The sequence below is a fragment of the Marinifaba aquimaris genome (assembly GCF_013328345.1).
Taxonomy (GTDB): domain Bacteria; phylum Pseudomonadota; class Gammaproteobacteria; order Enterobacterales; family Alteromonadaceae; genus Marinifaba; species Marinifaba aquimaris.
In genome coordinates this window covers 186,355-211,770 of record NZ_JABULX010000002.1, presented here as the reverse complement: position 1 = coordinate 211,770, position 25,416 = coordinate 186,355, and the positions used below count along the sequence as shown (strand labels likewise).

General features: G+C 40.8%; 32 protein-coding genes and 1 tRNA gene. 16 read left to right on the top strand and 17 right to left on the bottom strand.

The window, feature by feature from the left end; genetic code table 11:
• Positions 1–69: 69 nt before the first annotated feature.
• The gene (locus HR060_RS02430; protein WP_174198672.1) at positions 70–1,122 is read right to left on the bottom strand and encodes a S1C family serine protease; all 1,053 of its coding nucleotides are present in this window, start codon (positions 1,120–1,122) and stop codon (positions 70–72) included.
• Positions 1,123–1,550: 428 nt separating this feature from the next.
• On the opposite strand from HR060_RS02430, the gene HR060_RS02425 reads away from it, so the two are divergent.
• Positions 1,551–2,096 (top strand): hypothetical protein, encoded by a 546-nt coding sequence (locus HR060_RS02425; protein WP_174198671.1) that lies wholly within the window; start codon positions 1,551–1,553, stop codon positions 2,094–2,096.
• Between the two features lie 121 nt (positions 2,097–2,217).
• Complete coding sequence (locus tag HR060_RS02420; RefSeq protein WP_174198670.1) at positions 2,218–3,108, top strand: class I SAM-dependent methyltransferase; 891 nt, start codon at positions 2,218–2,220, stop codon at positions 3,106–3,108.
• A gap of 29 nt (positions 3,109–3,137) precedes the next feature.
• Here HR060_RS02420 and HR060_RS02415 read toward each other — a convergent pair whose 3' ends face one another.
• The 4 genes from HR060_RS02415 to coaBC all read right to left on the bottom strand — a co-directional run bounded on the left by HR060_RS02415 (position 3,138) and on the right by coaBC (position 7,006).
• The gene (locus tag HR060_RS02415; RefSeq protein ID WP_174198669.1) at positions 3,138–4,115 is read right to left on the bottom strand and encodes an aldo/keto reductase; all 978 of its coding nucleotides are present in this window, start codon (positions 4,113–4,115) and stop codon (positions 3,138–3,140) included.
• A gap of 87 nt (positions 4,116–4,202) precedes the next feature.
• Entirely contained in the window at positions 4,203–5,183 is a 981-nt protein-coding gene (locus HR060_RS02410; protein WP_174198668.1) for a WD40 repeat domain-containing protein, read from the bottom strand.
• Positions 5,184–5,191: 8 nt separating this feature from the next.
• A complete protein-coding gene (slmA, locus tag HR060_RS02405) occupies positions 5,192–5,791 on the bottom strand; it encodes a nucleoid occlusion factor SlmA (RefSeq protein ID WP_174198667.1) in 600 nt (199 codons plus the stop codon).
• Positions 5,792–5,806: 15 nt separating this feature from the next.
• Positions 5,807–7,006, bottom strand: a complete 1,200-nt coding sequence (gene coaBC / locus HR060_RS02400; RefSeq protein ID WP_174198666.1) for a bifunctional phosphopantothenoylcysteine decarboxylase/phosphopantothenate--cysteine ligase CoaBC — start codon at positions 7,004–7,006, stop codon at positions 5,807–5,809.
• 160 nt (positions 7,007–7,166) lie between these two features.
• Between coaBC and radC the strand changes: the two genes are divergently transcribed.
• The 6 genes from radC (at position 7,167) to HR060_RS02370 (ending at position 10,238) form a co-directional block, all read left to right on the top strand.
• Positions 7,167–7,841, top strand: coding sequence for a RadC family protein (radC, locus tag HR060_RS02395; RefSeq protein WP_174198665.1), 675 nt, complete (start codon positions 7,167–7,169; stop codon positions 7,839–7,841).
• A 153-nt stretch (positions 7,842–7,994) separates the two neighbouring features.
• Entirely contained in the window at positions 7,995–8,231 is a 237-nt protein-coding gene (rpmB, locus tag HR060_RS02390) for a 50S ribosomal protein L28 (RefSeq protein WP_174198664.1), read from the top strand.
• Positions 8,232–8,242: 11 nt separating this feature from the next.
• On the top strand, positions 8,243–8,398 hold the full coding sequence (gene rpmG, locus HR060_RS02385) for a 50S ribosomal protein L33 (protein WP_174198663.1): 156 nt from the start codon (positions 8,243–8,245) through the stop codon (positions 8,396–8,398).
• A 103-nt stretch (positions 8,399–8,501) separates the two neighbouring features.
• Positions 8,502–8,987: a hypothetical protein gene (locus HR060_RS02380; protein ID WP_174198662.1), complete on the top strand. Its 486-nt coding sequence runs from the start codon at positions 8,502–8,504 to the stop codon at positions 8,985–8,987.
• A gap of 10 nt (positions 8,988–8,997) precedes the next feature.
• Positions 8,998–9,810, top strand: a complete 813-nt coding sequence (gene mutM / locus HR060_RS02375) for a bifunctional DNA-formamidopyrimidine glycosylase/DNA-(apurinic or apyrimidinic site) lyase (protein WP_174198661.1) — start codon at positions 8,998–9,000, stop codon at positions 9,808–9,810.
• 251 nt (positions 9,811–10,061) lie between these two features.
• Entirely contained in the window at positions 10,062–10,238 is a 177-nt protein-coding gene (locus HR060_RS02370; RefSeq protein WP_174198660.1) for a hypothetical protein, read from the top strand.
• A 49-nt stretch (positions 10,239–10,287) separates the two neighbouring features.
• On the opposite strand, the gene coaD is transcribed toward HR060_RS02370, so the two are convergent.
• A complete protein-coding gene (gene coaD / locus HR060_RS02365; RefSeq protein WP_174198659.1) occupies positions 10,288–10,770 on the bottom strand; it encodes a pantetheine-phosphate adenylyltransferase in 483 nt (160 codons plus the stop codon).
• A gap of 125 nt (positions 10,771–10,895) precedes the next feature.
• Here coaD and HR060_RS02360 point away from each other — a divergent pair, with 125 nt between their 5' ends.
• The 6 genes from HR060_RS02360 to HR060_RS02335 all read left to right on the top strand — a co-directional run bounded on the left by HR060_RS02360 (position 10,896) and on the right by HR060_RS02335 (position 15,302).
• Positions 10,896–11,645: a hypothetical protein gene (locus tag HR060_RS02360; RefSeq protein WP_174198658.1), complete on the top strand. Its 750-nt coding sequence runs from the start codon at positions 10,896–10,898 to the stop codon at positions 11,643–11,645.
• A 61-nt stretch (positions 11,646–11,706) separates the two neighbouring features.
• Positions 11,707–11,783: transfer RNA gene (locus HR060_RS02355), tRNA-Arg, on the top strand.
• A gap of 166 nt (positions 11,784–11,949) precedes the next feature.
• Positions 11,950–13,176, top strand: a complete 1,227-nt coding sequence (locus tag HR060_RS02350; protein WP_174198657.1) for an integrase domain-containing protein — start codon at positions 11,950–11,952, stop codon at positions 13,174–13,176.
• A 1-nt stretch (position 13,177) separates the two neighbouring features.
• Positions 13,178–13,777, top strand: a complete 600-nt coding sequence (locus HR060_RS02345) for a hypothetical protein (protein WP_174198656.1) — start codon at positions 13,178–13,180, stop codon at positions 13,775–13,777.
• A gap of 91 nt (positions 13,778–13,868) precedes the next feature.
• Positions 13,869–14,120 (top strand): helix-turn-helix transcriptional regulator, encoded by a 252-nt coding sequence (locus tag HR060_RS02340; protein ID WP_174198655.1) that lies wholly within the window; start codon positions 13,869–13,871, stop codon positions 14,118–14,120.
• Positions 14,121–14,729: 609 nt separating this feature from the next.
• Positions 14,730–15,302, top strand: coding sequence for a YagK/YfjJ domain-containing protein (locus HR060_RS02335; RefSeq protein ID WP_174198654.1), 573 nt, complete (start codon positions 14,730–14,732; stop codon positions 15,300–15,302).
• Positions 15,303–15,602: 300 nt separating this feature from the next.
• Here HR060_RS02335 and HR060_RS02330 read toward each other — a convergent pair whose 3' ends face one another.
• The 8 genes from HR060_RS02330 to HR060_RS02295 form a co-directional block, all read right to left on the bottom strand.
• Positions 15,603–16,505, bottom strand: coding sequence for a hypothetical protein (locus tag HR060_RS02330; RefSeq protein ID WP_174198653.1), 903 nt, complete (start codon positions 16,503–16,505; stop codon positions 15,603–15,605).
• A 114-nt stretch (positions 16,506–16,619) separates the two neighbouring features.
• Positions 16,620–17,612, bottom strand: a complete 993-nt coding sequence (locus tag HR060_RS02325) for a hydrolase (RefSeq protein WP_174198652.1) — start codon at positions 17,610–17,612, stop codon at positions 16,620–16,622.
• A gap of 187 nt (positions 17,613–17,799) precedes the next feature.
• On the bottom strand, positions 17,800–17,937 hold the full coding sequence (locus tag HR060_RS02320) for a DUF3149 domain-containing protein (RefSeq protein ID WP_174198651.1): 138 nt from the start codon (positions 17,935–17,937) through the stop codon (positions 17,800–17,802).
• 115 nt (positions 17,938–18,052) lie between these two features.
• Positions 18,053–18,355: a hypothetical protein gene (locus HR060_RS02315; RefSeq protein ID WP_174198650.1), complete on the bottom strand. Its 303-nt coding sequence runs from the start codon at positions 18,353–18,355 to the stop codon at positions 18,053–18,055.
• Between the two features lie 30 nt (positions 18,356–18,385).
• Positions 18,386–18,751, bottom strand: coding sequence for a hypothetical protein (locus HR060_RS02310; protein ID WP_174198649.1), 366 nt, complete (start codon positions 18,749–18,751; stop codon positions 18,386–18,388).
• A gap of 70 nt (positions 18,752–18,821) precedes the next feature.
• On the bottom strand, positions 18,822–19,508 hold the full coding sequence (locus tag HR060_RS02305) for an HAD family hydrolase (protein WP_174198648.1): 687 nt from the start codon (positions 19,506–19,508) through the stop codon (positions 18,822–18,824).
• Between the two features lie 11 nt (positions 19,509–19,519).
• Positions 19,520–19,999: a TIGR02444 family protein gene (locus HR060_RS02300; protein ID WP_174198647.1), complete on the bottom strand. Its 480-nt coding sequence runs from the start codon at positions 19,997–19,999 to the stop codon at positions 19,520–19,522.
• Positions 20,000–20,005: 6 nt separating this feature from the next.
• A complete protein-coding gene (locus tag HR060_RS02295; protein ID WP_174198720.1) occupies positions 20,006–21,928 on the bottom strand; it encodes an ABC transporter ATP-binding protein in 1,923 nt (640 codons plus the stop codon).
• Between the two features lie 113 nt (positions 21,929–22,041).
• Here HR060_RS02295 and HR060_RS02290 point away from each other — a divergent pair, with 113 nt between their 5' ends.
• On the top strand, positions 22,042–22,242 hold the full coding sequence (locus HR060_RS02290) for a YheV family putative zinc ribbon protein (RefSeq protein WP_174198646.1): 201 nt from the start codon (positions 22,042–22,044) through the stop codon (positions 22,240–22,242).
• A 7-nt stretch (positions 22,243–22,249) separates the two neighbouring features.
• On the opposite strand, the gene HR060_RS02285 is transcribed toward HR060_RS02290, so the two are convergent.
• The 3 genes from HR060_RS02285 to HR060_RS02275 form a co-directional block, all read right to left on the bottom strand.
• The gene (locus HR060_RS02285; protein WP_174198645.1) at positions 22,250–22,921 is read right to left on the bottom strand and encodes a hypothetical protein; all 672 of its coding nucleotides are present in this window, start codon (positions 22,919–22,921) and stop codon (positions 22,250–22,252) included.
• A gap of 212 nt (positions 22,922–23,133) precedes the next feature.
• Positions 23,134–23,361, bottom strand: a complete 228-nt coding sequence (locus tag HR060_RS02280; RefSeq protein WP_174198644.1) for a SlyX family protein — start codon at positions 23,359–23,361, stop codon at positions 23,134–23,136.
• 10 nt (positions 23,362–23,371) lie between these two features.
• Positions 23,372–24,370, bottom strand: a complete 999-nt coding sequence (locus tag HR060_RS02275) for a WD40 repeat domain-containing protein (protein WP_174198643.1) — start codon at positions 24,368–24,370, stop codon at positions 23,372–23,374.
• A gap of 234 nt (positions 24,371–24,604) precedes the next feature.
• On the opposite strand from HR060_RS02275, the gene bamJ reads away from it, so the two are divergent.
• The gene (gene bamJ, locus HR060_RS02270; RefSeq protein WP_174198642.1) at positions 24,605–25,348 is read left to right on the top strand and encodes a BamJ family beta-barrel-assembly machinery protein; all 744 of its coding nucleotides are present in this window, start codon (positions 24,605–24,607) and stop codon (positions 25,346–25,348) included.
• Positions 25,349–25,416 lie beyond the last annotated feature (68 nt).

Genomic DNA, 25,416 nt, shown 5'->3' with positions numbered 1-25,416 from the left:
TATTGAAAATAGTTATTGAACAGAATCAAAAAAAGCCGCAAATGCGGCTTTTTTTATTGGTAAAATTTGTTATTCAAAATCGAAGTTAAAGCTGGGCTTTGGCGCCTTAACTTTTAATTCAAGTACTTTGCCCATACGCAGTACTTTCATTCTAACGGTATCACCCGTTTCAACATCAATTAAGTAATTATTGACCTTAGTCAGCAATGATTTCTCTGCTTTGATTTGGTGCGGACCAATGGCGAGAATGATATCGCCACCAATTACTTTTTGGTGGCCTAAGATATTAATATCAACAGTACCCCCTTTTAAGCCTATCTCTTCAGCAAAAGAGTTACGCGCTACTTTTTCAATTAATAAACCTGAATCTTGCGGCACGTTAAGGGCTGCTGCTAACTCTGATGCTAAGAAGGTAAACTCTGCACCAAACCAGACAGCAGGAGCTTCTAAGAAACGCTCTCTGACCATATTAATACTGGCCGCAAAACCTAAACCTTCACTACCACCTGATTTAGACTGGATATGACTGACTATACCAATTAACTCGCCTTGGGTATTGAACATAGGTCCACCTGAGTTACCTTGGTTTACCGCAGCGTCTGTTTGTAAAAACTCTAACTTACTTTTAGTGTAGCTTTCCATCGTACGGCGACCACTCAAGTGGCCGACGGTTAGGGTGTGATCTAAACCATATGGCGTACCAATTACAAAGACCTCTTCCCCTGTTTTGATTTTATCTGAATCACCTAAACTCACATGAGCAAAGTCATCTCGATTGGATAACACTTCAACTAAAGCAATATCTGCCGAGCTGATACTCACTAGTACTTTACCGTCGTATTCCGAACCGTCAGCAAAAGTAATAGTCAGTTTATCTACTGCATTAACAACGTGTGCAGCAGTTAAAATTAAACCTTTGTTATTGATAACGACACCTGTACCTAAGCTATTAGCGGTATAGGTTTTTAACTTTTCACCCGTTGTACGCAAGTTCTTGCTGTTGGTATGAATAACCACTACCGATGGGTCAACTTGTTGATAGAGTGAACTGAAATCGCGAGCTTGGCTGATAAATGAAGCAAATAGGCACAGGCCTACCAGTAAAGTTTGAAACAGTTTCATTTAGGCTTCCTTTTTGTAATCAAATGTATGTTTCTAGTAGCGATTGTACATAAAAATAAAATTAAATCGCCTTAGCAGATCTGATTTAAGCTAAATTTTTCTGCCTACCTTAAATCCAATGCAAAGTAATGTTAAGTGCCAAACGTGGCTGAACTTTTTCTCATTTGTTTCTGGTTGACGCATTTGGCTCTTGTTGACTGCAGCTTATTACCAATAGGTTTACTTTTTATTACTTATTTTCAACAGCTTAAGGTGTTTATTTTAGTTTTCCCTCTAGGTAATACTCGTTTTGCCTGCCCAATGTTATTTATCTGTATCTATTGGTTGAATTATGGGCTTGCAAAGATGTGTAAAGGTTGGAATTTATTCGTTTTCGTGTCGTCTGAATAAGTGTATTTCGAGAGACATTAACTGTGGAGAGTTTAGATATGTACGCAATCGAAAATTATGCAAGTCAGCAAGGCGCACAAATGCAAATGCAAGAATTTCAAAAAGAAATGGCATTACGTCAGGCTGAGCTTAACATCAAAAAAGAGTTACCTAATCACGGTCAACACACAGATGATGTATTAGCGGCAAAGGGCATCAATCCAGACCCATACGATTTTCACCAAGCAAAAGAAGCTAAAAAAGAAGAGTTAAACGCGCCTAAGGTCAGTGACGAGCAAAAAGATACATTGCGCATGACTGCGGTAGGCACCGAAGAGCTGCAAACTGCAGAAGAAACAGCACAAACATATATCGAAATGATTGAAGGGTTAGATGCTGAAGATAGTAGTGATACCAGTAATGACAGCCAAACAACGCCGGCTAATTTCTACAAAAACATGGCTGATAAATATCGCATGAATGAAATGGTCGATACCTTAGGTTATCAACAAAGTCAGCAGACACCACAGCAAAGAGATTTAACTGAACAGTTTGTTCGAATCCAACCAGTATACGAGCAACAAGCCATCAGCATCCAAGTTTAATTTAACCATCTCTCCACTTTAAAACTGGCCTAATTGGCAATATCTATTAGGCTGGTTTTTCTTTACTCTTGCTTCACTAGCCCCTAAACTCGCGCCACTTTTTTATTTGCGGCCTTTTCTGATGTTTGAATTCATCCAGCTCCCTAAAGATGGACAGTGCCAACGACTTTTCCATGGTCGCGGTCATGCCTACTCTGGTTTTAGTCATGTTTGTATTGATTGGTTTGAACCTGTCATCTTAGTTACGTTATATCAAGAGGTAGATGCGACTTGGTTAAATGAGCTTGTGTTTTTTATTGAAAAACAAATACCGCAAGCCAAATCAATACAAGTGCAATACAGATGTCGCGCCAGAGCACCTATCGAATTAGTATCAGGTGACCCAGTCACTCAGCTGGTGACCCAAGAGCACACTTTAAAGTTTCATATTGAGTTAGGTAAAAGTCAGAACCACGGTCTTTTTCTCGATATGAAAAACGGTCGAGATTGGTTACGCCAACACGCTAAAGATAAAAAAGTACTCAATCTTTTTGCTTACACCTGTGCTTTTTCAATTGCGGCTGTTGAAGGTGGTGCATCACATGTGATGAATTTGGATATGAGCAAAGCATCATTGGCTAGGGGCCGAGAAAACCATAAGCTCAATCAACATGATTTAACTCGAGTTAGCTTTGCCGGAGTCGATTTATTTAAGTCTTTTGGTAAAGTTAAACGTCAAGGGCCGTTTGACATCTTAGTGTGTGACCCACCTGCGTTTCAAAAAGGCAGTGTCGATATCAAGCGCGATTACAAAAAGATTATCCGTCGTCTGCCAGAGTTTATGGCTGATGATAGTTTAGTGGTGTTGTGTTTGAATTCACCTGATCTAGACGATGCATTTTTACGAGATACGGTTGCAGAACACTGTCCAAGTTGCACTTTTGAACATTCGATTCATGCGCCAGAGGTGTTTAAAGAAGCACATCAAGGTAAGGGCTTGAAAGTGCATGTATACCGTTATATAGCCAGCTAAGCGTTCAAGCTTAGCTGGTCTTTTTAGTATTAAGGTAAAATACGGCCTCTGCTGCTGACAAATAGGCGATACCAATCATCACGAGTCAATTCAGCACTGACGCGTTCTGCATCGGCACAGGCTTTGATGCGTTCGATATTAGTGCTACCAATAATTGGCTGAATGTGAACAGGGTGGCGCATCAACCAAGCTAATACAATTGATTCTGCTGTTGTACTGTATTGCTCTGATAAAGCTTGTACTAGCTGAGCCGTTTGCTGTACGGCTTGAGGTTTATTACTGACATCGCGGCCAGAGTACAAACCTTGAGCTAACGCGCCCCATGATTGGACTTGAATATTATGGCGCTTACAATACTCCAACGTACCTGAATTAAAGCCTGCATTTGCACTATCTGGAGTGCCAGCTTCCACGCCTTCATTTAACCAATCTAATTGGTGTAAATTTAATTCAATTTGATTCGCGATTAGCGGTTCATCTAAGTAGTGATTGAGTAAATCCATTTGGTATCTGTGCATATTAGAGACACCAAAATGTTTTACTTTCCCTTGGTTTTTGAGCGTTCTGAATGTTTCTGCAACTTCTTCAACCTGCATAAGAGGATCGGGTCTGTGTAAAAGTAGGCAGTCAAGTTGCTCAATACCCAAACGCGATAAAATGCCTTCTACCGATTGCTTGATCCAACTTTCGGAGAAGTCGTATCGGCCAGGTAGGTTTTCACTTTTGAAGCGAATAGCACACTTAGATTGTAGGGTGATGTGGTCTCGTAATGTCGGTCTTTGCTCCAGTACTTTAGCAAAAACTTGTTCCGCTTTACCCCAAGTGTAGATATCTGCATGATCGAAGATATTTATCCCCATCTCTAATACCGCATCAACGACATCATGCCCTTGTTTTATATGCTCTTTGTTAATTGGCGCAGTATCCCAACTGCCACCTAAACCCATACAGCCGTATATTAAACGGCTTGCTTTAGTGAAATGTGAATGAATGGGTAATGTGATCATGTTAAAAAGTCCTCAACGATCTGAGTTAACAAAGTCTAAAAGACGTTAATTATAATCTAGTCAGCGAGCGTGCTATATCACTTTCGACTAGTGAATGTTTAGCTCAGAAATATCCCATTCTTCTGCTAAACCAAAACTGTTTTCCGCCAGTAGGGTGCGGTCATTTTCCGAAAAGGCAAAGTCGAGTACGCTGGCTGCAAAACCATCAGCCTTAAAGCTCCATTGACTGAGCAGCTCGCCAGTTTGTACATGCCAATATTTTATTTTCTTATTTGGTGCGCCCGTTGCTAAGTACTTACCATTATTAGAAAACTCAACGCTAGAGAATATCAATTGGCGCATCGGGTATTGTAGCTGACTGAGCTTTTCACCAGATTGTAAATCCCAAATGTAGCTCTGTTTAAAGTTATTGGCTGTAAATGCATAGCGGCCTTGGTTATCTAGCTTGACTTGAGTTATCCGGCCTTGGTGTGAAAAGTCGTAAACTACCTGTGCGGTTTTGGTATCCCATAAAATTGCTTTACCCGCGTAATCACCGCTTAAAAGATATTGACCATTGGCTGAAATATCAATTTGACTGATACGCTCTTGGTGGCCTAGAAACCTCAATCGTCGACCTGAATCTAGGTTATAAATTTCAATCACGCCATTTTGTAGTGCTACGGCTAATATTTTGCCTTGATTAGACACTTTAACCTGCTCAATAGGTGACTCTGCAACAGACCAAAAACCTTTATTTCGACCTGTTTGCAAGTTCCACAGCGCGACCTTTTGACTTTCTGCTGTCGCTACTACGCTATTGTCATGCGCGATGTGAACATAAATCACCTGATTGAGTTCATTGGCTTTGTGGTGCCATATGTATTTGGGTAGGTTTTTATCGAGTTGCCAAGTCATAATGCCCTGAGCACTCGATATCACGGCATATTGGCCATTGGTGGATAAATCGGCTGTATAAGCACCGTTGTCTGTATGCACGTACTCGTTGATTTTCTCTGGTGCAGCTTGTTGGCAAGCCACTAAAAAAATCATACTCAGTATCGCGATAACAGCTTGGTACGGTGCCATATTATTTCCTAGTCGTTAAAAAGCGCAGTTTCAAATACCGACCATTGTTCGGCGAGCCCCTCTGATGGCTTTTTGGCAAAGCCACTGCGAACAAACTGGGCTATTTGCCCCTCTAACCATGCAACAAGTTGGTTAGCAATCACTACTTCGGTGTATTTGAAGTCTTTGCCTTCTCGTAACTTTCGCTCTCGCAGTACTTGTTTAAACTGAGTCTCTAAGCGGTCATAAATACTGTTGACTCGGTCGCGCAATCTCGCCTGCTCACCCATGAGTACGTCACCACTTAAAATGCGTGAGATACCAGGGTTCTTCTCAGCAAATAACAAAACGAGCTGTATTATTTTAACGCTTCGAGCTGCCGCTTGTTTCTCTTCTTGCATGATTAAATTGATGCGAGAAAATAAGCTGTCTTCGATAAACTCGAGTAAACCCTCAAACATTCTCGCTTTACTTGGAAAGTGTCGATAAAGCGCCGCTTCAGTCACACCAACCGCTTTAGCTAGTTTAGCTGTTGTAATGCGTTCGCCAGGGCTCGTTTCTAACATTTGAGCTAATGCTTGTAAGATTTGTTGTTTACGCTGTCCCGTCTTTTTTTGTGTTGCAGGCATAAGTACTTCTCGTTGTTATTTTGGGGAATAGTTTTGTTCAATTAGCTCAAGCAATTGATACGCTAGGGTTTCTTTATCGGCGAGTGTCAGATCTTGTTGACCATTTTTCCAAAAAACCGATAGGGCATTGTTATCACTAGCAAAACCTTGACCACTAATGGCAACATTATTTGCTGCGATCATATCTAAGTTTTTACGCGAAAGTTTATCTTTGGCGTAGTGCTCAACATCTTGTGTTTCGGCTGCAAAGCCAACACAGAATGGTTTGTCCTGTTGGCCTGCTATGGTTGCTAAAATATCTGGGTTGCGTTTGAGCGCAATTGCCATTGTTTCATTCGATTTTTTAATTTTATTTTCTGCCACCGTTTCTGGTGCGTAATCGGCAACGGCGGCACATGCGATAAAAATATCACTATCTAAACAGGCTTGTTGAGTTGCGGCTAACATTTGCTCAGCGCTTTTTACATCGATGCGTTGGCAGTTAACCGGCGTTGCCAAGCTTACTGGGCCGGCGATTAGAGTGACTTTAGCACCAAGATTTATCGCTGCTTTGGCAATGGCAAAACCCATCTTTCCTGAGCTGTGATTAGAAAGGTAGCGAACCGGATCGATTGCTTCTTGAGTCGGTCCTGCTGTGATGGTTATTTTTTTTCCATTTAACAAAGGTTGGGTAAATACACGCTGAAGCTGAGAAATGATTTCAAGGGGCTCAAGCATTCTACCTGCACCAATATCACCACAGGCTTGCTCTCCTGTACCTGGGCCAAAGATAGCGTGACCATCGGCTAACAATGTTGCTAAGTTACGCTGAGTAGCAGGGGCTGCCCACATTTGTTGGTTCATCGCTGGGCAAATAGCAATAGGCGCTGATGTCGCTAAACAAATTGTTGAGAGTAAATCACCAGCTAAACCTTGAGATAAAGACGCCATAAAATTTGCTGTGGCCGGAGCAATGAGAATGGTGTCGGCCCATTTGGCGAGTTCAATATGTCCCATCGCGGCCTCAGCGGCGGGATCGAGTAAATCGTCCATCACTGGGTTTCCGGAAACCGCTTGCATGGTCAGTGGTGTAATAAAGGCTTGTGCGCCTTTAGTCATTACCACTTTAACAATCGCACCTTGCTCGCGTAGTCGACGTGTCAAATCAGCACATTTATAGGCAGCTATGCCACCAGTAATACCTAAAACTATTTTTTTATTTTCAAGTAATGACACTGCAAAACCTTTTTTATTAGCTAGATTTATTTTAAGGGGATATTTTTGTGACACCCTTTTAGTTCCTTAAGTGTAAATCATTAAAGTGGCTAATGCATAGGCTTAATTGCTTGTTAAAGGTAAGTAAGTACTCATTTTTTGACCAGTACGAGGTTATTTGATGTCGATTTTAGACTGGCCGGCAGAACAAAGGCCGAGGGAAAAGTTGTTAGCCAAAGGAGCTGATAAATTATCAGATGCCGAGCTACTTGCTATTTTTTTAAGAACGGGCGTAAAAGGATGTAGTGCGGTTGAATTAGCTCAACAGTTGCTCTGTAGTTTTGGCGGTCTAAATGCTTTACTCAAGGCGGACTTGAATGCATTTTGCCAAGCAAAAGGTTTAGGCTCTGCAAAGTACGCTCAACTGCAAGCTTGTATTGAAATGACAAAGCGTTTTTTAACAGAGGCGATTACTCGTGGTGACTTGCTTGACTCATCTCATGCTTGTAGAGATTTTTTATTACTGCAAATTGGTAACCGGCGCCATGAGGTTTTTATTGGTTTGTTTTTAGATAACCAAAATCGAGTTATTGAGTATGTAGAGCTTTTTCAAGGTACAATTGATAGTGCAGCTGTTTACCCTAGAGTGGTTGTTGAATACGCACTAAAGCTTGGAGCTACGTCAGTGATCTTAGCTCATAACCACCCATCTGGCATAGCAGAGCCCAGTAAAGCTGATCTTTTAATTACCGACAGGTTGGTTAAAGCACTGGCGCTAATTGATGTTCGCGTACTCGATCATTTTATCATCGCTGATAATCAGGTCATATCCTTGGCTGAGACAGGGCGCTTGTGATTCTTTCTCCGAGAAAAAAGATCACTAAAAAATGTGATTTAATTTGGAATAAAGTTGACTTTTGAGCAATTTGTCGGTATAAATTGCGCCCTCTTGAATCAGGGTACGCGATTTCTCAAGTCAGCGCTTGAGCAATTAATTGGAGACACAGCAATGTCTAGAGTATGCCAAGTTACTGGTAAAAAGCCTGCGGTAGGTAACAACCGTTCGCACGCTAAAAATGCGACTCGTCGTCGTTTTTTACCAAACTTACAATCGCACCGTTTTTGGGTTGCGAGCGAAAACCGTTTTGTTAAATTACGTGTGTCTACTAAAGGTATGCGTATCATTGACAAAAAAGGTATTGATGCAGTTTTAGCTGATATCCGTGCAAACGGTGAAAAAATTTAAGGTAGCAGAAAATGCGTGATAAAATTAAATTAGTTTCAACGGCAGGCACAGGGTATTTCTATACTACTGACAAAAACAAACGTAACATGCCAGGTAAATTTGAGATCAAAAAATACGATCCAAAAGTACGTAAGCACGTTGTGTTTAAAGAAGCTAAAATCAAATAAGCTTTTTTGCCAAACTGAATTAAAAAAACCCGGTTCTGCCGGGTTTTTTATTGCCTGTAAGAAAGTTAAACTGCCCCAATACTAGCTAAAAGGATATCTTGCCATGATAAGACTGAGCCGTCGCGGTTGGAACAATGTGTTAATTTTTGCCAGTTTAATCATGATTTTATTGTTTAATGGCGTGCACAATAAACTGCTAGAGAACACAGAAAAAGCGGGAGCCCCACTGGCACTGCTGCCTAAAGAGCAAGTGCTGTTAACGTTAGATTTACCTAATTATTCAATTGAAAGAGTGGGTAAGGAATGGCGCTTAAGGCCAGAGAACACTGTTGAACTGGTCAAGTTAAATCAGCTAATGACAGCTTGGTATCAAGCCCAAGCATTAGTGATGACTGAACAAGAGCAAAGCGTATATCAAGGCAATACTAACCCAGATTGGGTTGCTGTTGCTTGGTTTGCCGGTGAAGCTAAGGGCTACGTACTGCAAGGCTATGTCAGTGAGCAGCGGCTTGTAGTTTTTGATCAGCAGCGCGAGTTATGGCTTAAACTACCTGCCAATCTCAATGAGCAACTTATATTAACTTTGTAGAAGAACGGTTATGCCTGAATTACCAGAAGTCGAAGTCACCCGCCTAGGTATTACACCCCATATTGCAGATCAAACTATTGATGACATCATTATCCGCAATCCGAATATGCGCTGGCCTATACCCAGTGAGGTATTGTTGGCGAAAGGCCTAGTTATTCAAGGTGTTGAACGACGGGCTAAGTACTTATTGATTGCTACGGAATTAGGCTCAATTATTTTACACCTAGGGATGTCGGGCTCTTTATCTGTTGTGCCAACGGATAGCGAAATCAAAAAACACGACCACTTTGAACTCGTATTAGCGAATGGTATTTCATTGCGTTTAAATGACCCAAGACGTTTTGGTGCTGTGCTATGGCAAGCTGTAGGTCAACAAGCGATCGACTTATTATCTCATTTAGGCCCTGAGCCGCTCACAGAGGCGTTTAATGATACTCGGCTATACGATATGAGCCGGAAGAAAAAAACGGCCGTGAAAACCTTTATCATGGATAATAAAGTCGTGGTGGGCGTGGGAAATATTTACGCTAATGAAGCGCTTTTCATGGCCGGTATACATCCGAAAAGAGCAGCTGATAATATCAGCTTGGCGCGATATCAAAAGCTGACACAGTGCATTAAGACGGTATTAGCAAAAGCTATTGAGCAGGGTGGAACCACACTTAAAGACTTCACTAAAGCCGACGGTAAGCCTGGGTACTTTGCCCAATCGTTAAACGTATACGGTCGCGCAGGGCTGCCTTGTGTTAGCTGCCAAAGAGAATTGGTAGAAATTCGCTTAGGACAACGCGCTACCGTCTTTTGTAAACACTGCCAAACCTAGGAACATTGCGAGGTTAACACCGTTTTTCTCACTGCTTATTGAGTTGAAATGATTGAAAAGTGTGAGGGCGATTTCTTACAAAAATATCAAAATGCTCAATAACTCAATCACCTAGTAAAAAACTGCAAAATTGAATGGTTAAAATCTACCATTATCGCGCATAGCAATACTCGCCAAATAGTCGCTTCTAACTACACTAATTAGCATTGTTTAATCGGGTCCAATCACCTGTTGGAATAGGGAGTATTAACGTGTTAATTACCTTTACATTTGTCGTTATTTGTTTATTTCTCATTACGTCAGTCGGCATTATTATGTTATGTGAGCAAGTATTGAAATACCCAAGAGGTTCGAAAGAAATTCACAGTGTTTTAGTTGATGAGAAACTGGCGAAAGAAGAGCGTGAGTCTCGTTATTTTGAAGCATAAACCCAACTTACTATCTGTTGGGTTTACTTTAATAAAAATATTACTTTAGTTATTTATCGCTGGCTTGAGCCAATAATGCAGCTTTAACGGGAGCTGATACAAAATCGGTGATGTCTCCCCCGTGAATTGCTATTTCTTTTACCAAGGTCGATGAAATAAATGCATTATCTTCAGATGGTGGTAAGAAGATACTCTCAAGCTCTTTGTGCAAGCGTTTGTTAGCTGTAGCAAGTTGCAATTCATATTCAAAATCAATGGTTGTTCTTAGGCCTCTTAGTAGAACATTGGCATTGTGCTGCTGAGCAAAGTGAACTAACAGTCCGCTAAAACCAACCACTTCAGCATTCTGATAATGAGCTAAGCTTTGCTCTGCTAATTCAACTCTTTGCGTTAAGTCAAACATAGGTTTCTTGGTCGGGTTATTTGCAACACCGACGATAACTTTACTAAAAAGCTTGCTGGCTCTTGAGATAAGATCAATGTGGCCATTTGTGATAGGGTCAAAAGTCCCTGGATAAATTGCCGTTACCATATTTATTATTCTTTATTTGCTGTTCGTCTCAGTATAACTTGAGTTATCATCATCTTGCTAGCCAGCCTGCTTATAACTCAGTAGAATGGCTGGGATTTCTTTGTCTTAACTAAGGAAAGCGGACAATGTCGCGTCGTCTTACTTATCTACCTTTACTGCTAACAGCTACTTTTTCACCAGCTAGTTTTGCTGCCTGGCACTATGGCTCTGGTACCGGTGTTGTTCAACACGAACCAGAACTTAAAGTGGAGGTAGGTCAAAAAAATGCAGATGCTAAATTGTTTGATATTACGTTAACTCCTGACGACAACAGCGAGCTTTTTAGTACCTTATTACAAGCTAATAATTACGCGACGGATGGTTTATGGCGTATTGAATATGGCTTTAGGCAATTTGATGTATCAGAACCTGACGTTGTTCAAGATAGCTGGCAATACAATTTTGAACAGACAGATGCGTTTTTCTCTGTTGGTCAAAGCTTCCTCCAAGGCGAATCTGGACAAGCTGCTTATTTGATGTTTGGTGTGCAATACCTCGATTTTAGTTTTAGTGCGGCCGAAACGATCGAACAAGCAACAACGAGTTACAAGCTATCGGGTGATATGATTGATGCCACTGTCGGCCTAAAGGCGGATTGGCCTATCTATGGTCAGCTTGTTTTTCACGCCAGTGCAGAAGCTGGCTTCGGGAGTTCTGAAGCTAATACACAAGCGAGTGTTGCGCTAAATTATCGCATTAAACAAGACTGGAGCTTGATGCTAAAAGCGCAATATCAAGCTTTTGAATATGAAAAAGGTAAATCGGATCAAGCTAACTGGCGAATGTTAGAAAGTGAAGATACCAGTGTTGGCATCTACTTTTATCGAATTTGGTAAATCGTCAAATAACACTAGCATAATCGGATGAAATCATTACAATCGTCCGCGCTAAATATTTCCACCCTTAGCTCAGCTGGATAGAGCGCGCCCCTCCGGAGGGCGAGGCCACAGGTTCGACTCCTGTAGGGTGGGCCATTTCCTCATTTATTACCATCCATTAAAAATCAAAAATATAAACATATCTCTTTATCTACATGGGTTTCGTCACTTATTGAGAATCAATAAAGGTTTGTAATGTTCAGCTTTTGATGTAATGTTTTATGTAACACCGATATTCAATCTTATGTTTGATGTTACATAAATGCCTAAAACAGTTACACCGCTCAATGACCAACAAGTAAAAAATGCCAAAGCTGGAGATAAGGAATATAACTTATCTGATGGCGGTGGCTTGGCGCTTAAGGTAAAACCTAATGGCTCTAAACTCTGGATCTTTACCTATCAAAGACCATTCACTAAGAAGCGCGCTAACCTGAGTTTTGGCGTTTACCCTGATGTAACACTCGCAAAGGCAAGAAAGCGAAGAACTGACGCAAGGGCGTTATTGGTAGATGACATTGATCCGCAAGCGCATAGAGATGAACACCAACAAACAGAGAAGCAAAAATTAGCGAATAGTTTAAAAACGGTGGCTGAAAAGTGGTTTGCCATTAAGCAAACAGAGATCAAAGAAAAGACCGCACGAGATATTAAGCGGATTCTTAAATTACACGTTTACCCGCAACTTGCTGATGTACCCATTAGTAAACTGACCGCCCCACTTGTTATTGATGTTATTCAGCCAGTTGCTAACAAAGGCAACTTTGAAACGGTAAAGCGTATTTGCCAGCGCTTAAATAACATCATGGTTTATGCGCTTAATACAGGCATTATCACGCATAACCCGCTATCTGGTATCAGCCATGCTTTTGAAGCGCCTAAAGTTGAGAGTATGCCCTCTATTAAGCCTGATGAACTGCCTCAGTTTATGGATGATCTTAAATACGCCAGTATTAAGCCCTTAACTCGACTATTAATTGAGTTTCAGCTTCACACCATGACAAGGCCTAATGAAGCGGCTAAAGCGAAATGGTCTGAAATAGATTTTGATAACAAGCTTTGGGTGATACCGGCAGAGCGCATGAAAATGAAGCGTGAGCATGTTATCCCATTATCTGAGGCTGTCCTTGCCTTATTAGAACGCATCAAGCCAATGAGTAGCCATAGAGACTATATTTTTCCGTCATACAACGAGCCAAGAAAACCCGTAAATGAAAGCACCGCCAATATGGCCTTAAAGCGTATGGGTTATAAAAATAGATTGGTTGCGCATGGTTTAAGAAGTTTGGCGAGTACCACGTTAAATGAACAAGGGTTTGAACCTGATGTGATAGAAGCCGCACTTGCCCATGTTGATAAAAACGAAGTTAGACGCGCTTATAATCGAGCGGATTACCTAGAGCGTAGGCGGGTAATGATGGAATGGTGGTCGAATCATATTTTAGCAATGCCCAATAGCAATATTCATCCGATCAAAAGGGTTATTTAAATTGTCTTTAAAATTATCAGCTTTTCAAAAAAAGGAACTCAAAGCTCTATTTCAAGATGATGGCGTCGATTTTGATTTTTTGTTTTGGCAGATTGAGCTAAATATGAAAGATATAGTTATACCAACATCAAAAAAGGTAAAAGCAAAAGAGACAGTAAGAGCTCTTCAAGAGATAGAAAGGGCATCTAAGGCAATACAAAACGCATTATCAATGTTAGATGAAAAGCAAAAATATAAAGTCTCATACTCTATTTTAAATCCTGTATTAGGTAATGATTTAACTAATACAATGGATTATTTCCAGAATGCTGATGTAACAAAAATGTTTAAGAGCTTGGAGGAGCATTGCTACTTCTATCATAACTATACGCAGGGTCGTTATGGCAGTGGAGTATGGGATGAGGTTATTGATGCTATTTGTCTCTCATGGCCTGTAGAAATAGCGACAGAAAAAAATATTACTCTAAATAGTCGTTTAGTTCAGTTTTTTTCAATAATTATTGAAGAAGTTTCATATGAGAAAATTCAGAAGTTTATAAAGAGGTCTAGTTGGTATAAGCAACATTTTGTTGACAACAGAAGTTGGATGGAAAAACTATGACAAACTAACCAAAGTTTATCAAAGTTTGTCGCAGACAAGGTTAATTAGCCTCAATAACATTTAGCTCGACTCAAATTAAAAGGAGAGTTTAATGTTTAACAAAAATCACTTTCAACTAATCCGCCGTCCAGAAGTCTTAAAACTTACCGGGCGTTCTAAATCTAGCCTCTACCAAGACGAGCAAGCAGGGCTAATGCCTAAGCCTATCTCAATTGGCGAGAGGGCTGTCGCTTATATTAAGCAAGAAATTGAAGCTGTAGTTGGTGCGCGTGTCGAGGGGAAAACTACTGAGCAAATCAAAACTCTTGTTAGTGATTTACACGCACAACGAGAAGCTAAGTAAGGGGCGCAATAATTATGATGATACATCAAGATAAATGCGCTGAGCTTGGCCTACCTAAACCTTACAATTATGAGAATCAACTCACCTATGTTTTGAGGTTAATTGTTGAAGGGCATAGGCTAAATACAAGGAAAGCCCGTTACATAGGTATTCATAACTTACATAGCCTGATCCCTATTCTAGTCAAAAGAGGGTATCAGTTTGAGCTAACGCATGGACGTGTGGAGTGCCCTTTTACAAAGACTGTTCCACCTTATCCCGTGGATATAGTTTTTATGACAGAAGCACAGATACGGCATTACAAAGAAGAAAAAGCCGCCTAGCTGATACTAAACGGCTCTGATCTTGCTGGCGGTGCGTAGTTTTGGTCGATCAACACCGTCAGTTTTTAAGCATAACCCCAATATTAATTACATACAATTTGTTAGTAGTTGCTTACTTTAAAGCTGTCGTTTTGAATTTAGCTAAACCTTAAAAAGCGTCATTTCTAGGTTTTTTACCCATCAAAAAATGAAGTTCAGTGGTTTAAGGTTAGTAAACTAAAGCTTTTAACGTGATAGTCATTACTAACAACCTACTAGGTAATTAATAATATCCCAATTAAGTTTTATGGCTTATCAAATAAAAACACGTTTCCTTGAAGTTGATAACGAGCTTTGGTGGGTTAATGGTTTACACAGTGGCTTGTTTTCGGACATCGCTAAGAAGATGATTCGCCAAGTAAATGCCATGCTCAGTCATCATAGTAAAGTTCTTGTAATCCGCTATGACCTTAGGCTTTATCAATATACACCTGATAATAGAGTAATCACTGTCTTTAATCGCAAACTAAATAAATGGCTAAAAGCTAAGTACCAAGTCAAACGTATCGGCTTCATCTGGTGTCGTGAGATGGAAAAAGCAAAACAACAACATTATCACTATGTTTTGATGATAGATGGTCATAAGGTGCGCCATCCAATAGAAATTTTGCCAAAGGTTAAAGATATTTGGGAGAACAATCTACAAGGCTCTGAATATACGCCTAAGCGTTGTTATTACAATTTAAAACGAGATGAGCGAGGAAGTATTCAAAGAGCTATTTGGCGTATTTCCTACCTAGCTAAAGTACGTAGTAAGGGTAATAAGCCAGCTCAAACTAAAAATTATGGCACTAGCCGTATCAAGCAAAAATACCGTTAATAACGGCAAAATAACGGGCTTTGAGATTTTTATAAGTGTTTAGTCTGACCATTTGTGGGAAATACGGCAAAAATACGGGCTAGGTCATCAATCTTTATTGCTATCAAGTTAGTGTTGATAAATACTGATGGATAAACGGTAATGTCTAGGTAACTTTTAGAAGGGACTCTGACTTATATTTTATGTAACACTTAAAGTAACATTAGGATGCCCCTAACCTAACCTAACAAAACCTAACCTTTTCAGGTGTTTAATTGTCTTTGTCGACTCCTGTAGGGGGCCATTTTCTTTTTCTCGCAATTAAAAAATTGTCTTCCAATCTTTGACGCGGTCATTAAAAAAGCCAGCTTGAGTGTAGGCCTGGCGTACTTTGCCATTTGCTTTTAACTCGGCTAAACCTTTGTTGATGGCGGGGAAAAGTATTTCTGAATATTCGTGGTGTTTCGATACCACAAAATGGCGGCTGCCCTGCAATGTGACTTTAATATTAGGAATGGGCACTAAGCTAATTTTTTCATTGATGTAAAAGCTTAAGTCTTCACTTTGTTGAAAAGGTGCCAGTACAAAGTCAACGAGCTGTCTGTCAACTGCAGTGACTATAGTGGTCCAGTGACCGTCCATTGTGATAGAGCCAACACCCATACTTTGCAGTGTTTGAATATCCACTTTCCAGTTTTGGTTAACAATGGCTTTTAATTTTTGTACATCCGCTAGTGATTTTGCATTGAGCGTATGAATATTCTTGTTTGAAGTATATAACCCAGCTTCATACTCACCTTTTTCAATAATGGCATCGGTGACATAAACGTGGTCTTGAATATTTTTTAAATCCTGTTGCCAAACAGAATCTAACGTGGCTGATAATAAGCCTTTTTTCAGCATCTTAAGGTTACGGGCATAATAGTTACCGAGTACAAACTCGATATCGAAGTTAGCACCGCCAAGGGCTAATGCTTGCTGAAAAATGATGGCATCGGCGATATCTCGACGATTAAAAGGTTCAGAAAAGTCTTTAATGTCTAATGGGCTACGACCATCTAAGAAGCGAATGTAGTCTTGGTAAACGTCGGGCTGGATTGTCAAAGTGATGATGCCATCGGATTTTACCTCAGCCACTTTTTCTTCAGGCGCTGCAAGTGTTTGAGCACTCACGGCCATTAATGAAAGAGAATAAAAAAGGGTTCGAGCAAAACGACGCAACACAACTAAACCAATTACAAAAAATATACCAAGGTCGAGTTTAGCTTAACCTGTAGTGATTTGACCAGTGATTATTTTGTATCTTGAGCTGATTAAATGCTCAGTTTACGAGGTGGTTTAAAGCCCTTTTAAGTGATTTTCAATAAATTGTAGTGATCGGTGCTCGAGCCAATATTCTATCTTTTGCTGCTGGTTAGTATTAACAAACCCGACGTGTCCTCCAAACTCACTGATTTCAAAGGTCACTCGGTGAGATAGCTCTGAAGGTTTAGGTATCGAGCGATTAGACAAGAAAGGGTCGTCTTTTGCGTGAATGACTAATGTGGGCGTTTGGATGTCTCGTAAAAAGTGTTTGCCGCTGCTTTTTTGATAATAATCTTGAGCGCTGTCGAAACCGTGCAAGGGTGCCGTAATCAACTCATCAAACTGCCATAAGCTTTTAATTTTTTTTAGCTTATTGCGATCGAGATTGAGCAAGTTGCACAAATCGATGCGCATCATTTTTCGCGCAATACTCTCGTGCAGCATATCTAACAAGTACTTTTGATAAACTCTGGATAGACCTCTTTGAATTCGCCGACTTGACGCTTCTAAATCGAGAGGAGGGCAAATTGATACACTCGCTTTAAATGGATGGTCAGTGGGCTTTTCGCCTAATAATTTGACTAAGGCATTGCCGCCTAAACTGAACCCCACGCTGGCGATATCTTGGTTTGGATATTGGTTAGCGACATAAGTCGCGGCAAATAGGACATCTTCCGTTTCACCCGAGTGGTAAGCACGGGCGTGTAGGTTAGGCTCTTTACTACAACCGCGAAAGTGCATTAACACACCAATCCAGCCTCTAGCACGAATGGCATTCATCATGCCTTTGGCGTAAGTACTGTCTATTGAGCCTTCTAAGCCATGTAAAACAAAGACAATAGGGCGTGTATCTTGGTCTGTGGGTTTTTCTGTCCAAGCTAAATCAAGAAAATCGCCATCGGGTAAAGTAATGCGTTCGGCAATGGTAGGGCAGTCTAATTTATGCCTGTGTATCTTTTGCCAGACTGTTTGCACATGTTTGTTGCGTAACCACCAAACGGGTTTGAAGTGACTTTCAATGATCATTAATTTGTGTAGAAAATGGGCTTGAAGCGGAAATAAACAGAGCATTATTGCTTGTTGTTAAGTATCTAGCTTACGCCTTGCTAATTCAAGTCGGTGAGGAAGATATTTTCTGTGTTTGCAGTGAATAAAAAAAGCGCAGTAAGTGGGTTACTGCGCAAAAACTATAAGAAAGGGCTAGTTGACTAAATTACTTGGGCTCTGGTGCGTTAGCGATATTTGTTAAGAACAACCAAACGTAATAACCGCAAAGTGCGCAAACAATGCCTATGCCTAAAATGCTGCCCCAAACAATTGGGTCGCTGATAATTTGTTGCCAGACAGTCATAGTCTTTCTCCTCTCAACTTTGATCTGATTAAACTTTAGTTCAGAGATCGAAATGAAAACTTGATCGAGATCAGTTTTCTAGCTTAGCGGTGATGTTTCCGGATTGTATATTGATCTAGCGCAAATTTTGCCATGCATTGCGCAGCTTGATCAGTTGGCTTTGCAGTAAAGGGAAGTCTTGTTGTTGATTACAATAAAGAAATTTAGCATAAACACTGGCAAGGCGTTCTGTGATTGGATTGTGTTGGGCACTTTTTCTATTCAAGGTTTTATTCAGTAATATCAGTACTTTTTCGACCTTTAATGCGTCGTTATTTTGGCAGGCTTTAATTCCCGCTCCATGCAAGCTCAATATGCGATCGAGCGGTTGCCCAGCAGCGAGTTGTTGAGTTTGGTAATGCTTAATTGCCGCGTTCATAAGTGGTATCAATCTAGGTGAAGCTATTGATTAGATAGCAACACCTAAAACTTCTTCGGCAGATATATCGGTTTGTGATTGTAAGGCCAGATCAGCTTGGTTGCCTATTTGCTCGACTAAATCGTCCACTTCTGAGCTTAGCTCTTCGGCAGATTCCACTGGCTGGGCTTCGAGCGTTTCGGTCGTTTGAACCACTATGGGTTCGGCAGGTGGTGCCTGTTGCGCTTCTTCTTGCTCTAGGGTCGCCTCTTCGGCCTGTTGTAAGGCCTCTTGTGATTGTGCTTCTTCAGCTTGCAGTTCTTCTTGCTGTCTCAGTGCTTGTTGAGCTTCAACGTTTTGTTGAGCCTGTAGCTCTTGCGAACGCACTGATGCATTAAAATCGATATCATTTGGCATAAGTAATCCCCTAATCACTTAAACAAATCACTCTCTAATTATAGCGATTGATAACGGCTTTGTCTGTTTTTTACTCGCTTGTGTTATCTAGCCAATGGTAAGCCTGATCAAAGCTACTGACTTGCTCGGCTAATTGCTCAGCGACATCGGGCTCTGCGGGTAAAAAGTCAGGGATCATCAATGTTGGGCAGCTTGCAGCAATTGCAGCACGGCATCCTGGGTTAGAGTCTTCAATAACTAGGCAAGATTCAGGTGCGACATTTATTTGTTTGGCAGCTTTTAAGTAACATTCCGGCTCTGGTTTTGGCTGGGTTACATCTTCAGCAGCGACGATGCAGTCGAAGTGCTTTAAATAATCGAAGTGGGTTAGGCGCGCAAAATTGGCATCGACAACAGCTCTGTGACTTGATGTCACTAAACCGAGTTTCAAGTTTTTCTTTAAGCAGGCTTGGAAAAACGCTTCAAAACCCTGCTTGATAGCGACACCTTGTGCCTTTACTTGCTGGTTATGTTTGTCTTTCGCGGCAATAAAATCGTCCATTGGAAAATCTGGACCAAACATGTCTTTTGCAATTTGATGACAGACTTCACGACGAACACCAACCATCTTTTTATAATCTTCTTTGGTAAAGCTTTGGCCAAACGCTTCTGCTGTCTCTATCCAGCCACTTTCATAGATAACTTCTGTGTCAAAAATAGTGCCATCCATATCAAATAAAATAGCTTGGATTGGTGTCGATGTGGTTTTTTTCGTCATGATTTGATTATCTACTTATCTATTGCGAGCAGTTGTTGAATTTGCTGATAGTGAGTGTCACATGTTACTTGGATATTAAGTTGCTGAAAATAACAAGCAACAGGTGTCATTGTTGATGTATCTTGGCGTTCTGTTGCTTGGTAGCTTTGCACTATGATGGCTTGCTCATGTTGCTCCATTGTCAGCTCACATTTGAGCAAGGCCTGCTTTAATGTTTGCTGGGTCGTTGCAACTAATGTTTCATCCGTTTTCAAGTTTTGTCTAAGTTGACGAAGCTTAGTGGTGTAAGCCTTATTAAAAGGTAACAGTGCTGTTTCAATATCTTTAAGCTGCAGTGCAGATAGTGCTTTGTCTAGGCTTTGTAAGTAACAGCAAAACAATAACAGGTTTACATTGACCTGATATTCATTTTGCAGCTGCAAACAGAGCGATTGCATTTGTGTTTGCTGATAGAGCGTCAGACTGTATTGCCAGAAGCTTTCATTAGTCATGGTCATTTATTGCAGTGACTCAAGTAAAGTTTCTAATTCTTCTTCTGCCATCATCCAAGCTTCTTCATCGTCAGCCAGTTGTTGTTTGACTGTTACTTGTTGTTCTAACAATGTATTAAGTTCTGCTTTTCTCTGGTCGCTGTACAAGTCATTATCGGCAAGTTGGTTTTCTATTTCATCAAGCTTGGCTTGTAGCTTATCAACGCTTTTTTCTAGTTTGTCGATTTGTTTGCGAAGCGGTTGCGTTTGCTTGCGAATTTCAGCTTCTTTGCGCTTTGCTTCTTTACGCGCTTGAGCACTGTTCTCGGTTTTGTTGTCACTGCTGCTGGTTTGTGCGTTTTGTTCAGCTTTAACTTGTCTTGCTTGTTCAACTAACCAGTTTTCATAATCTTTTAAGTCACCGTCAAATGGTAACACTTGACCGCTATCGACAAGATAAAAATCATCACATGTGCTCGAAAGGATGTGTCTATCGTGCGAGACGATAATCATTGCACCATCAAAGTTTTGTAAAGCCATTGTAAGGGCTAGACGCATGTCCAAATCCAAGTGGTTGGTCGGCTCATCCAGCAGCAATAAGTTGGGTTTTTGCCAAACGAGTAAGGCCAACACAAGTCGAGCCTTTTCACCACCTGAAAACTTCTCTACTTTATCGAGTGCCTGATCACCACTAAAACCAAAGCCACCTAAATAGTCTCTTAGTTTCTGCTCTAATTCATTTGGTGCTAAACGCGTTAATGCCGATAACGGCGTATCTTCACTGTGCAATTGCTCTAACTGATGCTGAGCAAAATAGCCGATGTTTAGGCCACTGCTAATGGTTTGCTCACCTGTTAGTGGCGTTAATTCACCCGCGAGTAATTTAACTAAAGTTGATTTACCTGCACCATTTCGCCCCAGTAAACCAATTCGACTACCTGGTACTAAATTGAGTTTGATGGTGTCTAAAATAGGTGTTTGGCTGTAACCCACTGCGACTTGATCGAGCGCAATTAGTGGGTTAGGCAGTTTATCTGCGGGTTTGAACTCAAAATGGAATTCAGAATCAACATGTGCTGGTCCAATGATTTCCATCTTGGCCAATGCTTTTACGCGTGATTGAGCTTGTTTAGCTTTTGATGCTTTCGCTTTAAAACGGTCAATGAACGATTGGATGTGAGCTTTTTCACGCATTTGTTTTTCATGCAAGGCTTGTTGCTGTTCCAATTTCACAATGCGTTGTTTCTCAAAGCTAGAATAGTTACCTTTGTATAGGTTCAGCTTTTGTTGTTCGATGTGAATAATGTTATCGCACACTTCATCCAAAAATTCTCTGTCGTGCGAAATTAACAACAAGGTACCTGGGTATGAATTTAAAAACTTACCCAGCCAAATAACAGCGTCTAAATCCAAGTGGTTGGTGGGCTCATCGAGTAGTAGTAAGTCACTTGGGCAAATTAAAGCTTGTGCCAAGTTTAAACGCATACGCCAGCCACCAGAAAAATCCGCGACACTCGCTTTTTGTTGCTGTGTACTAAAGCCCAAGCCGTTGAGTAATTGTCCGGCTCTCGCCTCTATCGTATAAGCGCCATGGGCATCTAACTTGTGATGCAAATCAGCTATTAATGTACCGTCATTGGCACTTTCGGCTGCAACAAGCTGCTGCTGTAATTGACGATAAATACTGTCGCCATCCAATACGTAATCGAGAGCTGTGCGCTCAAGTGCAGGCGTTTCTTGTTTCACATGCGAGATACGCCACTGCTTAGGTAGACTTAAATCCCCCTTATCTAGTTGCAATTCATTTTTTAGCAATGCCAATAAAGTGGATTTACCACAACCATTGCGCCCGACTAATCCCACTTTTTGTTGGCCGTGGACAGTTGCGCTGGTTTGATCGAGAAGAACTTGGGTACCTAATTGCAGGCTAATTTCGCTAAAGGTGATCATAGATAAGGTTAAGCTGGTATTAAGGATAAAAACTGGGCGTATCATACTGGATTAGCCAGCATTACCCAAACTCGGTTACAATAGTTGAGAATCAGCGAGTAGTATTTGAACAAATGAAGATAAAGAAACGATTTATTGCTGGTGCCGTGTGCCCAGAGTGTAAAGCAGTTGATAGTTTAATGCTTTACATGGAAAACAACGTTGAACAGGTTGAATGTGTCGATTGTGGTCACAAAAAAAGCCAAACAGATAAACAAGTGAGCCAAGCCGCTAAACAGCCTGGCTCTGTCATTGGCATTTTTAAACCAGAATAGCGATTAGTCAAAACTCAAATTGTCGTTTGTTAGACATAACAAACAACAAAATCAAAACTAAGGTCGCAATGTATCCCGGCTCAGTGACATTAAAAGTCGGGTCTGCTTGGTAGTTTAATGCCCTGACGTTGGCAATATCAAAGCCTGTTGCGACAGGTGCTCCACCATTATTTAAGCTAAATACTTTGATTGCCTTAACCTGCTGAGTAAAATTAATACTCGACAGATCAAAACTCGATATCTGATCGCCATCTGCTTGGCCAAGGTAGACAAAATCTGCTGGGTTAGTTGATATATTTGAGCTGACAAAAATATCCGCTAGCTCCAGCGCATTTCCCACTTCTTCAACAAAAATATCATCTCCTTGAGCATCAATGATGAATTCGTCATTAAAGCTCAGCGTAATAAATGAGCCTAACGGAAGTGACAAGTAATCTGCCTGTGTATTGGGGTAGCCTAAATCGTCACCTAAAACTGCACTAAAAGGTAGGCATTGCTCAAATTGTGGCGTTCGTGGGTAGAGGCCGCCTTGGCCAAACCCAGCTGAGCAGTTTAAGTTTCCCGTGTAATGGTATTCGACCACAGCATCGGCATAACCTAACAGTGCAGCATGAGCTTGAGATGAACTAAAAATAACAACGAGGTACAGCAGTGTATTCACTAGCGGTTTGGTAAGCATGATCAGATCCCTTTTGCTTAGTTATTGATTCCATCAACAGCAGGGCTTAATGCAAGAATAGTGCTATTTGCGATATTGTTAGTAATAACAGCTGGTTAAAAAGTAGTCTGGTTGGGGCGGTTAGAACGCTGTAAAAAAGGCTGACGAAGTGTATGCGAATAGGACTTAATACCCCAGTAAAAGCAACAGAGGTATCAAGCCTTCAACTTGAATTAATAATGGGGTGGTGGCGTTTCTTCAGCCATTGAAACTACTGCACTTTGAGTTTGTGACGATTTTACTTTTTCAGCGAGCAGCTTTAACTGTTCTTGCATGGTTAATAACTGCGCCTGTTGTGCCGCTAATGCTTGGTTTAATGTTTCAATGGTGTCGTCTTGAAAGCTTAATTGCATTTCAAGTTTTTCAATTCTGCTTTCTAGCAAAGGTTCATATTCAGTCATAGGGCTTTCATTATTTTGGCAAAGGCCAGATTTCTACAATACCCGCCGAACTAACGGAAGCAATTTGGTTTTCATTGCGCGTTAGCATAGGCGTTAGGGTTAAATCGTATATTACCGCACTTGGTATCTTACTGTCTGCTTTTGTCGATGCTAAAAAGTGATTTAGCCGCTGTCCTGAGGACAATTGCCAAACACTGATGTCGCGATTAGGCGAACCTGTGATTAACAAGTCTTTTTGACTGTTAAAGTGCACGGTACTGAAAACTTTCTGTCTTTCGTGAATAGCTAAATCTGTGTAGCGCTTTCCTGACTCTTGTTGCCAAATATGTGCGTTGTTTTTACTGTCTGCGGTAAATAGATATTCTTTATTGGCATCTATTGCCACTTTGGTTAAACGGCTTGGGTGCACAAATCTGTGTTTAATCTTACCTGTGGCGGCATGCCAATAATAAGCAACATAATCATTCCCCCCTGATAAAACCCAATCACCTCGAGCGGAAATGGCAATGGAGTTAACTTTTTCGGTGTGGCCTAAAAATTCTAGCCTGTGGCCTGTGGAAGGGCTAAAGATCACGATAACACCGTCGGCACGGGCAATTGCGACTTTCTGAGCTTTGTCACTGATGGCGATATCTCTGATACTCGATAGGCTAATTTTATAAAACCCCAGTGATTGGCCATCGCTGATACGCCAAAGTGCAAACTCAGTTTCATTTGCGGTTAAGGCAACGGTTTCATCTGGACTGATATGGGTATGGAATAGGGTTTGCTCACTGTCGTTCTGATGTTGCCAATGAAATAAGGGCTGCCAGTTCTGCGCTTGATTATCGTAGTGATAAAGCTGAGCTCCAGAACTTAAGCTCGACAGTAATAAGCGTTTTCCAGAGGGGGATAAGCTTGCTGAAAGGTGATTTTGCTGTGAAATAGGCCAAGCACTAAGCGGTTTATCGGCTTGCTCAGCGCAAGCACTAAGTAGAAGAAAACAAAAAAAAGCTAAAAAAAGGCGCATAGGCATTGTTTTTTATTCGTTTGTATCCATATAGTCCAGAGTATAAATGCTTTTTGAATATCACCCTATGCGGTATTCAATTTTATTTACTCGTAGACCAGATGACTCACCGTTTTCTTTTCTCGATTAACACTACATCGGCTTAGTTGCAGATAGTTAGTCATAGTGACACAATGAGTTGTTAATAATAAAAGCCTATTTATTAATGCAAGGGCACTTTGGAGCATAATTATAATGAAAAAGATCGGTAGCATTTGTGCTATTGCAGCAGCACTAACATTAGCAGGTTGTGGCGCAGAAAAAGCAGCTCAACCAACTGAAACAAAACAAGAGGCAGTTAAATTGCAAAGCGAAATTCAAAAACAGTCGTACAGCTTAGGTGTATCAGTTGCGACGAACTTAACTCAACACGTTCAACAATCAACTGAAATGGGTATTGCATTAGAGCAAGACTTAATTGCTAAAGGTTTTGCTGACACGTTAGCGGGCAACGCACAAATCGATATTGCTGAAGTTCAAACTTTATTACAGAAGTTACAACAGCAACAGCAAGAAGCGCATGCTAAAAAGCAAGAAGCTGACAGCGTTAAATTTAAAGAAGAAGGTGCAACTTTCTTAGCTGAAAATGGCAAGAAAGAAGGCATTCAAACAACTGAGTCTGGTTTACAGTTCGAAGTTGTTTCTGAAGGTGAAGGTGAAAAACCTGCTGCTGAAGATACAGTAACAGTTCACTACACAGGTACATTAATTGACGGTACTAAGTTTGATAGCTCTGTTGACCGTGGTCAGCCTGCTTCATTCCCGCTTAACCGTGTAATCAAAGGTTGGACTGAAGGCTTACAATTAATGCCTGTAGGTTCTAAGTTCCGTTTCTACATTCCTTTCGATTTAGCATACGGTCCACAAGGTACAGGTAGCATTCCTCCATTTGCTACATTAATCTTTGATGTTGAGTTATTAAGCATCGAAGGTAAATAAGCTAAATAGCTTTACCGAATAAAAAAACCTAGGTTTGCCTAGGTTTTTTTATATCTGCTTAAAAGCGA

What these genes read in the sequence shown, in the direction of transcription:
- HR060_RS02430 (WP_174198672.1), bottom strand. Translation starts at nt 1,122, where the DNA reads ATGAAACTGTTTCAAACTTTACTGGTAGGCCTGTGCCTATTTGCTTCA.
- HR060_RS02425 (WP_174198671.1), top strand. Translation starts at nt 1,551, where the DNA reads ATGTACGCAATCGAAAATTATGCAAGTCAGCAAGGCGCACAAATGCAA.
- HR060_RS02420 (WP_174198670.1), top strand. Translation starts at nt 2,218, where the DNA reads ATGTTTGAATTCATCCAGCTCCCTAAAGATGGACAGTGCCAACGACTT.
- HR060_RS02415 (WP_174198669.1), bottom strand. Translation starts at nt 4,115, where the DNA reads ATGATCACATTACCCATTCATTCACATTTCACTAAAGCAAGCCGTTTA.
- HR060_RS02410 (WP_174198668.1), bottom strand. Translation starts at nt 5,183, where the DNA reads ATGGCACCGTACCAAGCTGTTATCGCGATACTGAGTATGATTTTTTTA.
- slmA (WP_174198667.1), bottom strand. Translation starts at nt 5,791, where the DNA reads ATGCCTGCAACACAAAAAAAGACGGGACAGCGTAAACAACAAATCTTA.
- radC (WP_174198665.1), top strand. Translation starts at nt 7,167, where the DNA reads ATGTCGATTTTAGACTGGCCGGCAGAACAAAGGCCGAGGGAAAAGTTG.
- rpmB (WP_174198664.1), top strand. Translation starts at nt 7,995, where the DNA reads ATGTCTAGAGTATGCCAAGTTACTGGTAAAAAGCCTGCGGTAGGTAAC.
- rpmG (WP_174198663.1), top strand. Translation starts at nt 8,243, where the DNA reads ATGCGTGATAAAATTAAATTAGTTTCAACGGCAGGCACAGGGTATTTC.
- HR060_RS02380 (WP_174198662.1), top strand. Translation starts at nt 8,502, where the DNA reads ATGATAAGACTGAGCCGTCGCGGTTGGAACAATGTGTTAATTTTTGCC.
- mutM (WP_174198661.1), top strand. Translation starts at nt 8,998, where the DNA reads ATGCCTGAATTACCAGAAGTCGAAGTCACCCGCCTAGGTATTACACCC.
- coaD (WP_174198659.1), bottom strand. Translation starts at nt 10,770, where the DNA reads ATGGTAACGGCAATTTATCCAGGGACTTTTGACCCTATCACAAATGGC.
- HR060_RS02360 (WP_174198658.1), top strand. Translation starts at nt 10,896, where the DNA reads ATGTCGCGTCGTCTTACTTATCTACCTTTACTGCTAACAGCTACTTTT.
- HR060_RS02350 (WP_174198657.1), top strand. Translation starts at nt 11,950, where the DNA reads ATGCCTAAAACAGTTACACCGCTCAATGACCAACAAGTAAAAAATGCC.
- HR060_RS02340 (WP_174198655.1), top strand. Translation starts at nt 13,869, where the DNA reads ATGTTTAACAAAAATCACTTTCAACTAATCCGCCGTCCAGAAGTCTTA.
- HR060_RS02335 (WP_174198654.1), top strand. Translation starts at nt 14,730, where the DNA reads ATGGCTTATCAAATAAAAACACGTTTCCTTGAAGTTGATAACGAGCTT.
- HR060_RS02325 (WP_174198652.1), bottom strand. Translation starts at nt 17,612, where the DNA reads ATGATCATTGAAAGTCACTTCAAACCCGTTTGGTGGTTACGCAACAAA.
- HR060_RS02320 (WP_174198651.1), bottom strand. Translation starts at nt 17,937, where the DNA reads ATGACTGTCTGGCAACAAATTATCAGCGACCCAATTGTTTGGGGCAGC.
- HR060_RS02315 (WP_174198650.1), bottom strand. Translation starts at nt 18,355, where the DNA reads ATGAACGCGGCAATTAAGCATTACCAAACTCAACAACTCGCTGCTGGG.
- HR060_RS02310 (WP_174198649.1), bottom strand. Translation starts at nt 18,751, where the DNA reads ATGCCAAATGATATCGATTTTAATGCATCAGTGCGTTCGCAAGAGCTA.
- HR060_RS02305 (WP_174198648.1), bottom strand. Translation starts at nt 19,508, where the DNA reads ATGACGAAAAAAACCACATCGACACCAATCCAAGCTATTTTATTTGAT.
- HR060_RS02300 (WP_174198647.1), bottom strand. Translation starts at nt 19,999, where the DNA reads ATGACTAATGAAAGCTTCTGGCAATACAGTCTGACGCTCTATCAGCAA.
- HR060_RS02295 (WP_174198720.1), bottom strand. Translation starts at nt 21,928, where the DNA reads ATGATCACCTTTAGCGAAATTAGCCTGCAATTAGGTACCCAAGTTCTT.
- HR060_RS02290 (WP_174198646.1), top strand. Translation starts at nt 22,042, where the DNA reads ATGAAGATAAAGAAACGATTTATTGCTGGTGCCGTGTGCCCAGAGTGT.
- HR060_RS02285 (WP_174198645.1), bottom strand. Translation starts at nt 22,921, where the DNA reads ATGCTTACCAAACCGCTAGTGAATACACTGCTGTACCTCGTTGTTATT.
- HR060_RS02280 (WP_174198644.1), bottom strand. Translation starts at nt 23,361, where the DNA reads ATGACTGAATATGAACCTTTGCTAGAAAGCAGAATTGAAAAACTTGAA.
- HR060_RS02275 (WP_174198643.1), bottom strand. Translation starts at nt 24,370, where the DNA reads ATGCGCCTTTTTTTAGCTTTTTTTTGTTTTCTTCTACTTAGTGCTTGC.
- bamJ (WP_174198642.1), top strand. Translation starts at nt 24,605, where the DNA reads ATGAAAAAGATCGGTAGCATTTGTGCTATTGCAGCAGCACTAACATTA.